Below are 13047 nucleotides of genomic sequence, written 5' to 3'. Positions count from 1 at the left end.
AAGTTTTTTCGGTATCAAATGAATAAGAAATTGCTAAGAATCATACTTCTAATGCTTTGCACTGTTTGGTGTAGTGAACCTCTTTTTGCTCAAAAAAACAAAAAAGCCAAATATTCGGTCGAGCTAGGCGGATTTTACTCCATCAACAATACCATTCCTTTTTGGTTGAGAAGTAATCAATTCGGAGCATTTCCAAATACTGACAATACGGTATTGTTTAGGCAAAATTTAGAATCCAGAAAAGACACGAGTAGAGCCAATTTCAAGACCTCCTATTGCTTTGACATGGTACTTTTTGTGGGTTCTCAGGCGAAAATCGTTATTCCAGAAGCATACTACAGGGTTGATTATAAGAAACTTGCTTTAACCGCAGGTAGAAAGAAACAAGTTCATGGTTTGGTAGATTCCACCCTTAGTAGTGGTTCCATAACATGGTCTGGGAATTCACTTCCTCTGCCAGAAATACAACTTTCTGTACCCGAATATACCAAAGTTTTGTTTCCTTTTTTAAGTTTTAAAGGTCATTTTTCTCATGCGTGGTTCGGCAATCAGACCAGTGTGAAGGGCTATTATTTGCATCAAAAAAGTCTTTATGGAAGAATAGGTCGACCAAATTCTAAAGTTAAACTTTACGGTGGTATATTACATCACGCCCAATGGGGAGGTACGCCCAAGTATGGGATTCCGGACTGGGATACACGCTATGTAAATGGTAAATTTCCAACTGGTTGGTATGTGTACAGAAATATTTTGTTGCCATTTTCCAATCCCTCCAACGATTCCTTGGTCAATCCCAACACAAGTCCTTATGATTATGAAAACCGTTATGGTAATCATTTGGGGCAAATAGATATGGGCGGAGAACTCAATCTGAAGAGGCTTAGAATGCTCTTCTACAAGCAGATAATCTTTGAAACTGGCCAGACTTTTAGTAGTCTCACCAATATTGATGACGGATTGTATGGTATTTCTGTATCTTCTCTTAATTCCGAAAGTAGAATTAATAAGGTGGTTTTCGAGTTTCTTCATACCACCAATCAAGGTCTTTACAGGTCAGGTTTGCTTCGCTTAATTGGTTTTCAAGGTAAACATTATGGTAGAAATCAGAACTTCTACTTTAATCATGGTCAGTATTTCGAGGGTTGGTCTTATAACGGCCTCACTATTGGTTCTCCATTTTTGATTCCCAACCCTGATATTCGTTATGAGAACAAGGATAATGGGCTCATCCAACTTTATGCAAACAATAATAACATTAAAGCTGGATATCTTGGAATGACTAATAAGCTGAATACCATTCGATTAGAGTCAAGGATGTCTTTTAGTAGAAATTACGGCACCGGAAACAATCCCCTCAAGGCAGATCAGTTTTCTATTGCCACAAAGGCTGTCATTCCCGCTCCAAAACTCAAAGGAATTGTCAATGTGGGAGTTGGGATAGAGCAAGGCGACCTAATCTACGACAACTATGGAGCATTTGTCTCCTTCAAAAAAATCTGGCAATAGTTAGGATTTTAACTAAAATATATTGATTCTTTCCACCGATTTTCTCCTTTTTTGTGCTATTTTTGCACCTCAATTTCATTGTTTGGATTAAATAATTTTTTGTGAAAAATATTCGTAATTTTTGTATAATAGCCCATATTGATCACGGAAAAAGCACACTTGCTGACCGATTATTAGAGTTTACAGGTACAGTGACAGCCCGAGAAATGCAAGCTCAATTGTTGGACGATATGGATTTGGAGAGAGAGAGAGGTATCACCATCAAGAGTCACGCTATTCAGATGGATTATGTTTTCAGGGGAGAAAAATACATACTTAACCTTATAGATACTCCAGGTCACGTTGACTTTAGCTACGAAGTTTCTCGTTCTATAGCTGCTTGCGAAGGAGCCCTTTTGATAGTAGATGCCGCACAAGGTATTGAAGCTCAGACAATTTCAAATCTTTTCTTGGCATTAGAACATAATTTGGAAATCATTCCTGTAATCAATAAGATAGATTTGCCAGGAGCTATGATAGAGGAAGTAAAAGATCAAATTGTTGACCTTATTGGCATTGATCCTGACGGTATCGTATTGGCGAGTGCCAAAGAGGGTATTGGAATAGACGATATACTTACAGCCATTATAGATAGAGTTCCAGCACCAGTTGGCGACCCAAAAGCCGAACTTCAAGGCTTAATCTTCGACTCGGTTTTTAATTCATACAGAGGTATTGAGGTTATTTTTAGGGTAAAAAATGGTACAATTCGCAAGGGAGATAAAGTGAAATTTGTAGCCACTGGGAAAGAATATATTGCTGACGAAATTGGTAGCTTAAAACTCAAAAAACAACCCAAGGATGTGGTTGAATGTGGGGATGTAGGATACCTGATTTCTGGTATAAAAGTTGCCAAAGAAGTAAAAGTAGGAGATACCATTACGCATGTTGATAGACCATCAACAGAAGAAATTCAAGGTTTTGAAGAGGTTAAGCCAATGGTATTTGCAGGTATTTATCCAGTAGATACGACTGATTTTGAGGAACTTAGGGAGTCTATGGAGAAACTTCAGCTCAACGACGCCTCACTTATTTGGGAGCCAGAGACCTCGGCCGCACTTGGTTTTGGTTTCAGATGTGGTTTCTTAGGTATGTTGCACATGGAAATCGTGCAAGAGCGTTTGGAGAGAGAATTTGACATGACGGTAATCACTACCGTACCCTCGGTAAGATTCACCGTGAAAACCAGAAAAGGCGAAGTTCTTCAAGTTTCTGCTCCTTCTGAAATGCCAGATCCTAACTTGGTGGTTTCTATAGAAGAGCCATACATCAAAGCACAGATTATTACGGCTTCTGATTACGTTGGGCCAATCATGAAGCTCTGTATGGACAAAAGAGGTGAGGTGAAAAATCAAGTTTATCTTACTTCAACAAGGGTAGAATTGACTTTTGACATGCCACTTTCGGAAGTTGTATTTGACTTTTTTGATAGATTGAAAACAATTTCTCGTGGATACGCTTCTCTTGATTATTCGCTAATTGGTTACAGAGAATCAGCTTTGGTAAAACTTGATGTTCTTTTAAACGGAGACCCTGTGGATGCACTTTCGGCCATTGTTCACAGAGACAAAGCTTACGATTGGGGTAAAAAATTGTGTGAAAAACTAAAAGAACTTTTGCCACGTCAACAGTTCGAGATTGCCATTCAGGCGGCCATTGGAGCAAAAATTATCGCTAGAGAAACAGTGAAAGCGATGAGAAAAGATGTTACGGCAAAATGTTACGGCGGTGATATTAGTAGAAAGCGTAAGTTGTTAGAAAAACAGAAAAAAGGTAAGAAAAGAATGCGTCAAATTGGTAATGTAGAAGTGCCACAAGAAGCATTCATGGCTGTTTTAAAAATTAATTAAAAGTAGTTCAATCTAAATTGATTTTGAAAATGCCTCAATATTGTACTTCTTAAATTTCAGAAATTTAGTTGAATAGTTTTTTGAGCATTATTTCAGAATAAAATAGGATAGAATATTAAAATATAAAAAAGTTTTTAGGGAACTTTGGGACGGAAATCAATTTTAGCCTAAAACATTTAATTCTAAGCAAAAAATAAAAGATATGGCAGAAGTTATCAGAATGCCCAAAATGAGTGATACCATGGAAGAAGGTGTTATAGCCGCATGGAATGTCAAAGTGGGTGATGTCGTAAAATCAGGTGATATTTTGGCGGAAGTAGAAACCGACAAAGCCACTATGGATATGGAATCTTACTATGATGGTACGATATTATATATTGGTGTAGAAAAAGGTAAAGCGGTGCCTATTGATGCTATTATTGCGGTTATAGGTGCTCCGGGTGAAGAATATCAGGCACTATTAAGTGGAGGCCCTGCACCAGCTACCGCACCAGCGGTTGTAGAAGCAGCTCCAGTGGCCGAAGTTGCAGCATCGGTAGCGGTTGCAGCCATCGATACTTCAAACATAAAAGCGGCCATAGTTCAAATGCCACTTCTGAGCGACACCATGACTGAAGGTGTAATACACAAATGGTTGAAAAAAGTTGGAGATTCTGTAAAAGCGGGCGATATGTTGGCCGAGATAGAAACGGACAAAGCTACCATGGAAATAGAAGCTTATGAAGATGGGAAGTTATTATTTATAGGTGTAAAAGAAGGTGAAGCAGCTCCGGTGAACTCAATCATAGCAGTTATTGGCGAAGAAGGAGCTGATTTTGAAACGTTGTTAAAAGCACAAAGTACTCCAAAAGCTGCTGCAACTGCACCAGAAGCTCCTAAAGTAGCTGCTGCTCCGGTTGCCACTACGCCAGCACCAGTTGCTGCTCCAGTTTCAGCACCTGTGGTGGAGGCTCAAAATTCTGATGGAAGAATTCTTGCCTCACCTTTGGCTAAAAGTTTGGCCAAAGAAAAAGGTATCAATATTGGTGATGTAAAAGGCTCAGGCGAAGGTGGTAGAATTGTAAAAGCTGATGTGGATGGATATGTTCCTTCAGCTAAGCCTCAAGTTGCTGCGTCGACTGGTACTTCAGCATCTTCTGTTTCAGGTGTAGAAAGTTTTGAAGAAACTGGACTTACACAAATGCGTAAAGCCATTGCCAGAAGTTTGGCGGATTCACAAACGACAGCGGTTGATTTTTCACTTACGATGGAAATCAACATGGACAAGTCTATGGAAGCTCGTGGAATCATGAACGAGGCATCGCCGGTGAAGATCTCATTCAACGACATGGTGTTGAAAGCTTGTGGCGTGGCCTTGAAAAAACATCCAAACGTGAACTCATCTTGGAGAGGGGATAGCATTCGTAAAAACAACCATGTACATATCGGTATGGCCGTGGCTATTCCAGAAGGTTTGATAGTTCCAGTGATTCGTTTTGCAGATACTTTGCCTTTGTCGGTTTTGGCAGCTACTACCAAAGATTTAGGTGGAAAAGCCAAAGGAGGCAAACTTCAGCCGGCTGATTGGGAAGGTAACACTTTTACAGTGAGTAACTTAGGTATGTTTGGAATTGAACAATTTACCTCTATCATTAACAATCCCAAAAATGAATCATGTATTCTTTCTGTTGGTGGTATAAAAGAAACCGTTGCGGTGAAAAATGGACAATTTTATGCTACAAATGTGATGAAAGTAACTTTGACATGTGACCACAGAGTGGTGGATGGAGCTACAGGAGCTGCATTTTTAGTAACTCTAAAAGAGTTGTTGGAGCAACCTTACAAACTTTTAGTTTAATATTTAACGAAATAAATTGAATCCCTTCGCATGTATTTCGGAGGGATTTATTTTTTTATAAATGATGGATAAAATTAAATCGACAACCGTCTTGGGTATTCTGCACAATGGCAAAATTGCTTTGGGTGCAGATGGACAAGCTACCATGGGTAATACTGTGGCTAAGTCTAATGTAAAGAAAATTAGAAGACTTGCTGGCGGAAAAATATTGGCTGGCTTTGCTGGTTCTACTGCTGATGCTTTTACACTGATTGAGAAATTCGAGGAGAAAATAAATAGCTACGGGGGCAACATGAAGCGTGCTGCCATAGAATTGGCCAAGGATTGGAGAACAGATCGTTATTTGAGACGATTAGAAGCCATGATGATCGTAGCCAATGCGGAGGAGATGTTGATTATATCTGGCACTGGCGATGTTTTAGAACCAGACAACAACGTGGCGGCCATTGGTTCGGGAAGTATGTATGCACAGTCGGCAGCATTGGCATTGAAAAAACACGCTGCACATTTAACAGCCGAAGAAATGGTGAAAGAAGGCCTGACTATAGCTGCAGATATTTGTATTTATACCAACCATAATTTGGTCATAGAGACGATATAAATTTAGGAAAATACTTTCATTTGCTTTTTATACAATATATTTGATTTTATTATTCTTTACAGATGCCTTTAGTTAACGAAAATATCAAAGTATTACGCAAACGCATGGGAATGACTCAGGAGAAGTTTGCGGAGGTTTTGGGTATAAAGCGTTCGCTGATAGGTGCTTATGAGGAAAATAGGGCAGTGCCACCTGCTGAAAATCTCAATAAAATCTCTAAGGTTTTCGGAATTACCCTCGACCAGCTGATTAACTATTCTTACGAAAGAGAGTTTAATAAAAGGCCTGAAACAAGTTCTTCGAACACCATTCTGAAAGATGACTTGCCATTTCCGATAGAGAAACGAACAGTTTTTCAACATACCAATAGAGAGATTCCAGACGTTCAACCTTCACTTTTTGAGCCAGTTAAATCGGTTCCTTCTCATTCGGTTTCTTCAAAATCGAAAGAAATAAAATATATAAACGCCAATCTTTTTGAGAAATACCTGAGTGAGGAAAGTTTTGAGCAATATTCTGAAAATCTTCCTTCCATCCATTTACCATTTTTTACCCAAGAAAACCTCAGAGCTTTTGATGCTCCCACAGATTTTCCTTTAGAAAACTGTATTCTTATCGCGGAGAAAGTCTCAGATTTTAATCAGATAATTGAAGGGGAAAATCATTTGATTATAAGTAAATTAGGTGGATTTAAATACAGAAGATTGTACAACCAGATTCACATCAAAGGCATTTTACTGACCAGTTCGGACAAAGCCAATACACAAAGTCAAGAAATAAAAGCTTCTGAAATAAAGGAAATTTGGAAGCCAATAAGTTATATCAGTAAGGCTATGCCGCTGCCAGATATTTCATTGGAAAATATTCAGGATAAAGTAGATAGCCTCAAAACTGAGCTCGATTTTATTCTTAGTTTTCGAGCCAAGAAGTAATTTTTGAAGGTTTGGTCAAGTAAGATTTTCCCAATTCAAACCAATACTCATCTCCAAAGTTTATAAACAAACCTGTCTTTTTTGGAAGTTTTTCAGTGGCCTTTTCATAATCAAAATCCGCAGAATAAAAATCTTTAAGCAAAGGCTTTAGTTTGGTCCAAGGCAACTGAGTCTGCTTTTCAGGACTGTCTATTGTAAGCGATTTATTTTCAAAATTTCCCTTGATTTTGTATTCTTTTTGAGCGTCATTATCGGCTCTAATTATGGTGATTTGAAGCGGATTTTCTAGCTTATTTTGCTCAACCACAGCTTGTTGTAGTTCTTCTATGAATTCTTTCCAGTGTTTGGTATTTTTAGGATAAAAATTTTCTGCACCGATTTCTATATCCCAAAATTCTTGGTCATCTTCCAACTCTTTTGGATACGTTTTTTCAGTTTTATTTACCAAACCTTCCAATTGCTCATTCCAAACATAAGGCAATTTGCCCGATAGCAAAAGATTGTCCTCCATCGAAAATCCTTCATCTAATATTTCTTCTTCGCTCAGTTGGTCTCTGCCCAGATAATCGAGTTCAAATTTATAGTCCAAGGAATTTTGACCAAATGAAAAAATGACTTCTATTGCATGAGCATAAGGTGCAGGAATCAGAGCCGAGGTTTGGAATCTAAGAATTAAGGATTTCATCAATGGTTTTGCGTTTGTCAACTTTTGAAGAGGAGGTTTCAGAGAATTTCTCTACAAAATAAATTTCTTTAGGAACCTCAAATTTACTCAATATAGTCGACAATTGCTCTTTAGAAATTGGCTTTTCTTTGGATTCTACAATTAAAACCAACTTTTGGCCCAGTTTTTCGTCAGGTATTCCAAAACAAAAATATCTACTTTCTATCTTGAAATTTTCCTCGATTCTCCTTTCAATTTCTTCAAGTTGAATTTTTACACCGCCGCTGTTGATGATATTATCGAATCTGCCAAATAGTTTAAATGTCTTATCATCAATGATTTCTACAATGTCGTTGGTGGTTATCCATTCAAAGTCCGTCGTGGGCGATTTTATCATCAAACAACCCCCATCATTCACCTTTATTTCTACACCTTCCAAGGTTTTGAAGGAATCTTCTTCCAAGCGAATGTTTTTAATGGCTATGTGGCTAATTGTTTCGGTCATGCCGTAGGTTTCATAAACTGGCAAGTAAAGTTCTGCTATCTTGGCTCTTAGTTTGGTATTTATAGCTGCTCCACCCACTAAGATCGTTTTTGCGGTTTTTAGAATTTGTACATACTTTTCATTTTCTAATAGTTTTTGCAGTTGTAAAGGTACAAATGCAAAGATATTTCGCCCTCTATTGTCAGAAAATAGGTAGTCCAAGTTTCCGAGTTTTTCAAAAGGATTAGAGCTAGGTTCTACCAGCATTAACTCTCCTTTGAGTTGCTGTGAACGTAGGAGCATCATTAAACCCGCTATGTTTTCAATATTTAGGCAGCAAAAAAACAAATGACCGTCGTAAAGGTCGAATGCCGTTTTTGTCATTTCTATAGAGGCCTGTATTGATTTTTTTTTTAGTTGTATGGTTTTTGGAATTCCGGTAGAACCGCTTGTTTTTATTTCAAATTCAGTTTTACCAAAATTCCAATGGTCCAATATCTGCATGGCTTTTTTGTAATACAAATTGCCACTTTCGGTATTTATCAGTTCGCCTTCTTTAGAAAAATATAGCATATTTTATTCAAACACACGCACGGTGTTGGTGTTGACAGAAAAAGTTGCATTGTATTTTTTTAGAGCAGATGTAGCTGGAGACTTTGTAACAGCACCCGTTTCACTAAAAGTCGATAGATGGTTTGGACATAAAAAGTCGTTCGAGCTGGCTCTGTAGTTAATTGTTGTCCCTTCGTGTGTACAGGCCGATGAAACAGCTATCCAAGTATCCGACAAGGTTCTAGCAATGATTACTTTTTTAGTTCCAACCACTAAAAAACCACCCTTGGTTTGTAAAGCCGTATTACCAGCTGCTGTAATATCAATTGAAAAATCTAGTTTATCAGTGTTTACAATTGGGTCTGGATCAGGTATTTCGGTTTCTGAGCAACTCTGGAGGCAGTTCATGAGCATAATAGCACCAAATCCCATTCCCACTTGCTTTAGAAAGTCTTTTCTGTCGATAGTTGAGTTGTTAGTCATTGTTTTTTTGATAATTTTTAGATTTTGTAAAGATAAAATATAGGATACGTAAATCGACCTTTTATGGTTGAAATATTCTTTTGGTATCTTTGGTTTTAACGTTCAACAAAGATTCCTTATTTTTACGATGAGAAAACATTTCTATTTCAATACGGTTTATCCAATAAAAAAATAATTGTGAGCGACGCTTTAGATAAAAAAAATGTTTCGAGGAATCCTGGTTTAATTGGGTATGCACATACTGCTGGTTCTGCAGTTATCAGGCCAGAAGACATGGGCAAAGTTAAGGGAAAAGCCCAAATGGCAATGCGTCAACAGACACAAGATTCTTTGCATAAAATTTACCGCCAAATAGAGCTTTTGGGCAAGCAAGCCCAAGAAATCAATAATAGAATTGAGATTTCTGAGCGAATTTATGACGCCCAAATGAGTTTTGAACCCATCATTAACCATACCTATTATCTGTATGAGCGGCCAGATGGTGGTGATGTGCTCTCTATGGTTGGGCAGAATGAGTGGGGTAGGAAATTTCCTTTTACGAGGTTTTTAGCCAAAGTGTATTTGCTGGCCGACCACACCTGGAAGGTAGAGTTTATGAATGAAGACGAAATTGATGTAGAATTATAATAGTGGGTATTTATGAATTATTGGTTAGTAAAATCGGAGCCGTTTAAATTTTCTTGGGACTTTTTCGTTAGTAAAGGCGGAGATATGTGGGACGGAGTCAGGAATTATGCGGCAAGGCTAAATCTTGTGGCGATGAAAGAGGGCGACTTGGTACTTTTTTATCATTCAAACGAAGGTTTGGAGGTGGTAGGAATAGCCAAAGTTGCCAAAGAACATTATCCTGACCCAACTGCCGACGACCCAAGGTGGGTGGTGGTAGATTTGGAACCAGTTGAAAAACTACCAAAACCAGTCTCTTTAAAGACCATAAAAACAGACCCGATTCTTCAAAATATGGCAATGGTAAAGCTCTCAAGGCTTTCTGTAGTGCCAGTAAAGGTTGAAGAATTCGACAGAATCATTGAACTAGCAAATGAAATTTAAACTTTTTGTATTCTTCGTATTAAGTTTTCTGGGAGTTCGTGCCCAAAATATGGTTCAGATTGGCATTCAGGGAGCCAATAACCAAGTCAGGATAGTAAATTTGAAACAAAACGGTCTCATTTTACTTGACAAATCCAATGCTGGGCTTTTGAAAATAAAGAAAATTGACAAAGACCTCAATGTGGCTTGGGAGGTAGAAACAGACATATCTAATAGAGTAAATTTTTTAGACGAGTTTTATGATGGCAAATTCCTCTATCTTCTTTTAGAACAGAAAAACGCTATGAATTATCAGCTTCTCAAAATTTCTACTTCCTTTGCTGCGGTGCAAAAGTCAACTATAAAGACAGTCAATGGTTTTGCTATGAGTCACTTTGTGGCTTCGGATGATGGAGTTTGTTTGGGCGGTTCTGTGAAAAATGAGCCATTTCTGATTTTTATAGAGAACGACACCAATGCTCCAAAGTATTATTCTAGCAATTTGAAAGGTGAGACTTTGATTCAGTCTGTAGATTTAAGTAACGATGGTTTGATGATAGCATTCCTGAACAAACAGAAAAAAAGCACTCAGATATTTTTCAGAGAATATTTTTTCTCCGGAAAAATAAAAAAATCAACGCCGATTATGGCCGCCGAGCCTTATACTTTTCTCTCTGCTAAATTTTTTGATTCAAAAAACAAAAGATTATTGGTCGGAAACTACGGAATAGGAAAAGCCAATAGCGATGGTTCACAAAGTTCGCAAGGTATTTATGTGGCTGATTTAGAGCAATTAAAAGATATAAAATATTATAGTTTCGATAAGTTCAATAACTTCTTTGGTTTTCTGAACGAACGCCAAAAAGAGAAGCTCGAAAAACAAGTAAAAAGAAAAAAGGACAAAGGCTCCGAGTATAATTTTAACTACCGTTTGCACATCAACGAACTCATTCCATCGGGTGAAGATTTGTTAATTTCTTCGGAGGTTTTTGTGCCAGAATTCAGGAATAATTCTTTGAACTCTCCTTTGTACAGTAGCCCGTTTTTTTACCCAACTTCTGTTTGGGGTCGTCAATATATCAACAATTATTATTGGATGAACAGCCCCTCTATGTGGGGATACCGCAACCGAAATTCTTCTATTTTTGATGGTTTTAAATATATTGAAGGTGTGGTGATAGCCATAGACAGCAATGGAGACCTGAAATGGGACAACTCTGTTCAGTACAAAAACCTTAAATATTATAACCTCCGACCACACATAAAAGTAAGTCAGGCAGGGACAAATACGTTTCTATCTTACACAAATGCCGAAAAACTCAACATTAAGGAGTTTACAAATAGTGGCGAAATGCTTCAAAACGAGTCTTTTGAAAAAAATAGTCCGGAGATTTTTCAAAAAAGTAGAAAGTCAGAATTTGAAAACTTCGAACATTGGTATGATAACTATTTCTTCAATTGGGGAATTATCAAAAACAATGACTCGAATTTTAAGCAAACTTGTTTTATCCAAAAAATAGCTCAGTGAGATTTGTATTGCTACTTCTTTTATTTTCAACGAATCTAACTGCTCAGATTATTCAAAACGTTGAACTGGAGGTAGTTGGAAGGCCTTCGTGGCAGAATATTATTACAATTGGCAAAAATGGGCTTTTACTTTTTGTCAAAACTGATCAAGCTAAAGCCAAGGCAGTGATGTATGATGGAGATTTGCAAAAAAAATGGGAATCAGATATTTTTTTGGATGTGGAGCGAGCTCCTACGGCCTACACTTTTAACCAAGAACAAATCACTTTTCTTTTCAGAGAAACCAGCGGAATGTACTACCAGGTTTTAATTTTTGATTTGGCAACAGGCATTTTTAAAAACAGGGGTTTCGAACTAAGAGATTTTTTTGAAGATCAAAGCTACGTTTTTTTGAAAAATAAGGTCATTCTTGCAGGGGCTACCAAAGAAAGTGCGGCTTTCTACACATATGACTTTGAGACAGAAGTGGGTAAAATGACTCTACTCAATATCAAAGGCAAGGTGGTTTTGCAAGAGATGAATTATGATGAAAAATCAAAGAAAATTCATAGTATTTGGTCTGTAAAGGAAATAGCCTATACCAATGCCAAAAAGAAGAGAGGAGAATATATAAAGGATGCTTTTTTGAATGTTTCTGTATTTGATACTGCAGCCAATGTTTTGGAAACCAATAAGATATCCCAGAAATTTGGAAATTTTCCGATGACTGCCAAAAGTGTTCTGATGCCTGATGATTCAAGGGTTATTGTCGGTACTTACCAATCCAAGGACAGCCAAAGAGGCGTGTTCTACTTGCCTGATTACAAGAAAAATGCGTCCAATATTGCCTTCAAGCCTTTTAGTGATTTACTCCAAGTTCAGTCCGAAATACCTGAAGTTGAACTGCAAAAAATACTAAAGGAATACACGTTTCTAATGCATGAACCTATTTTTAGCAATCAAAGTTTGACTATGGGCGGAGCTTTTTATAAGCCAGAGTATAAAACGGTTTCACAACAAGTATATAATCCTTATGATAATTTTTCGTCAAATAGAAACTCAGGTTTTGGAAGGTCAAATACGAGAAGCCAAACAGTTTTTTCAGGTTATAACTATTCGATAGGTTTTATCGCCAATGTGCAGTTCCACGACGGTTCTGTAGTTTCTAATCGTATAGATATCAAACAAATGAGTCCCCAAATCAGGCAGCCATTGAGTTTTAACAATGCCGGTTCGGTAGCTTATTGTGTGAGAGGGAATTTGGCAACAAAAAATTTTAATATAGGTACAAAACCCATTTTATATAAATTGTCAGAAGAAGAGCTAACTGCCTCCAATCAGTCATTTTTACCTGCGTTTCAAGAGGTTAAATTTTGGCATGATAATTATTTCATAGCAAATGGTTCAAAAAACAAGTTAGAGGTCTTAAAGGTGGCTGCAAAAGCAGAAAGTGGTGGTAAAAAACGAAAAAAGAACCAAAGTGCAACGTTTACTCAAGTTAGAAAAACCATTTATCTTACCAAAATAGCTTCGGGTTCCGTGAATCAAAATTGATTCTCAGTCA

The 13047-nt window shown here is 37.5% G+C and carries 12 protein-coding genes; 9 read left to right on the top strand and 3 right to left on the bottom strand.

The window, feature by feature from the left end:
* Positions 1–18: 18 nt before the first annotated feature.
* From EGI26_RS00315 to EGI26_RS00295, 5 genes are all read left to right on the top strand, one after another.
* Complete coding sequence (locus tag EGI26_RS00315; protein ID WP_255075577.1) at positions 19–1506, top strand: capsule assembly Wzi family protein; 1488 nt, start codon at positions 19–21, stop codon at positions 1504–1506.
* 101 nt (positions 1507–1607) lie between these two features.
* Entirely contained in the window at positions 1608–3395 is a 1788-nt protein-coding gene (gene lepA, locus EGI26_RS00310; protein ID WP_255075575.1) for a translation elongation factor 4, read from the top strand.
* Positions 3396–3597: 202 nt separating this feature from the next.
* Positions 3598–5232 (top strand): 2-oxo acid dehydrogenase subunit E2, encoded by a 1635-nt coding sequence (locus EGI26_RS00305; protein WP_255075573.1) that lies wholly within the window; start codon positions 3598–3600, stop codon positions 5230–5232.
* A gap of 64 nt (positions 5233–5296) precedes the next feature.
* Positions 5297–5833, top strand: coding sequence for an ATP-dependent protease subunit HslV (gene hslV, locus EGI26_RS00300; protein ID WP_255075846.1), 537 nt, complete (start codon positions 5297–5299; stop codon positions 5831–5833).
* A 62-nt stretch (positions 5834–5895) separates the two neighbouring features.
* Complete coding sequence (locus EGI26_RS00295) at positions 5896–6765, top strand: helix-turn-helix domain-containing protein (protein ID WP_255075571.1); 870 nt, start codon at positions 5896–5898, stop codon at positions 6763–6765.
* Here EGI26_RS00295 and EGI26_RS00290 read toward each other — a convergent pair.
* The 3 genes from EGI26_RS00290 to EGI26_RS00280 are packed head-to-tail and all read right to left on the bottom strand — an operon-like array spanning position 6743 to position 8948.
* Positions 6743–7450: a hypothetical protein gene (locus EGI26_RS00290; protein ID WP_255075570.1), complete on the bottom strand. Its 708-nt coding sequence runs from the start codon at positions 7448–7450 to the stop codon at positions 6743–6745. The genes EGI26_RS00295 and EGI26_RS00290 overlap by 23 nt on opposite strands.
* Positions 7431–8486 (bottom strand): AMP-binding protein, encoded by a 1056-nt coding sequence (locus EGI26_RS00285; protein ID WP_255075568.1) that lies wholly within the window; start codon positions 8484–8486, stop codon positions 7431–7433. The genes EGI26_RS00290 and EGI26_RS00285 overlap by 20 nt, the downstream gene beginning before the upstream one ends.
* Before the next feature lie 3 nt (positions 8487–8489).
* Positions 8490–8948, bottom strand: a complete 459-nt coding sequence (locus tag EGI26_RS00280) for a ubiquinol-cytochrome c reductase iron-sulfur subunit (RefSeq protein WP_255075566.1) — start codon at positions 8946–8948, stop codon at positions 8490–8492.
* A gap of 174 nt (positions 8949–9122) precedes the next feature.
* Between EGI26_RS00280 and EGI26_RS00275 the strand changes: the two genes are divergently transcribed.
* Genes EGI26_RS00275 through EGI26_RS00260 form a run of 4 tightly spaced genes read left to right on the top strand, consistent with a single transcriptional unit; the run spans position 9123 to position 13037 of the window.
* Entirely contained in the window at positions 9123–9575 is a 453-nt protein-coding gene (locus EGI26_RS00275; RefSeq protein WP_255075844.1) for a DUF2452 domain-containing protein, read from the top strand.
* Positions 9576–9587: 12 nt separating this feature from the next.
* Positions 9588–9998, top strand: a complete 411-nt coding sequence (locus EGI26_RS00270) for an EVE domain-containing protein (RefSeq protein ID WP_255075563.1) — start codon at positions 9588–9590, stop codon at positions 9996–9998.
* Positions 9988–11505 (top strand): hypothetical protein, encoded by a 1518-nt coding sequence (locus EGI26_RS00265; protein WP_255075561.1) that lies wholly within the window; start codon positions 9988–9990, stop codon positions 11503–11505. Before EGI26_RS00270 ends, EGI26_RS00265 begins: the two co-directional genes overlap by 11 nt.
* Positions 11502–13037: a hypothetical protein gene (locus EGI26_RS00260; RefSeq protein WP_255075560.1), complete on the top strand. Its 1536-nt coding sequence runs from the start codon at positions 11502–11504 to the stop codon at positions 13035–13037. Before EGI26_RS00265 ends, EGI26_RS00260 begins: the two co-directional genes overlap by 4 nt.
* Positions 13038–13047: the final 10 nt, after the last annotated feature.

Source organism: Lacihabitans sp. CCS-44 (assembly GCF_024343735.1).
Taxonomy (GTDB): Bacteria; Bacteroidota; Bacteroidia; order Cytophagales; family Spirosomataceae; genus Leadbetterella.
The sequence above is the reverse complement of the archived record's forward strand: the minus strand, read 5'-3'. Positions and strand labels throughout refer to the sequence as shown.

Excerpts from the sequence above, each read along its gene's own strand:
- EGI26_RS00305 (WP_255075573.1), top strand. The coding sequence starts at position 3,598 with ATGGCAGAAGTTATCAGAATGCCCAAAATGAGTGATACCATGGAAGAA.
- EGI26_RS00285 (WP_255075568.1), bottom strand. The coding sequence starts at position 8,486 with ATGCTATATTTTTCTAAAGAAGGCGAACTGATAAATACCGAAAGTGGC.
- EGI26_RS00265 (WP_255075561.1), top strand. The coding sequence starts at position 9,988 with ATGAAATTTAAACTTTTTGTATTCTTCGTATTAAGTTTTCTGGGAGTT.
- EGI26_RS00290 (WP_255075570.1), bottom strand. The coding sequence starts at position 7,450 with ATGAAATCCTTAATTCTTAGATTCCAAACCTCGGCTCTGATTCCTGCA.
- hslV (WP_255075846.1), top strand. The coding sequence starts at position 5,297 with ATGGATAAAATTAAATCGACAACCGTCTTGGGTATTCTGCACAATGGC.
- EGI26_RS00280 (WP_255075566.1), bottom strand. The coding sequence starts at position 8,948 with ATGACTAACAACTCAACTATCGACAGAAAAGACTTTCTAAAGCAAGTG.
- EGI26_RS00315 (WP_255075577.1), top strand. The coding sequence starts at position 19 with ATGAATAAGAAATTGCTAAGAATCATACTTCTAATGCTTTGCACTGTT.
- EGI26_RS00295 (WP_255075571.1), top strand. The coding sequence starts at position 5,896 with ATGCCTTTAGTTAACGAAAATATCAAAGTATTACGCAAACGCATGGGA.
- EGI26_RS00270 (WP_255075563.1), top strand. The coding sequence starts at position 9,588 with ATGAATTATTGGTTAGTAAAATCGGAGCCGTTTAAATTTTCTTGGGAC.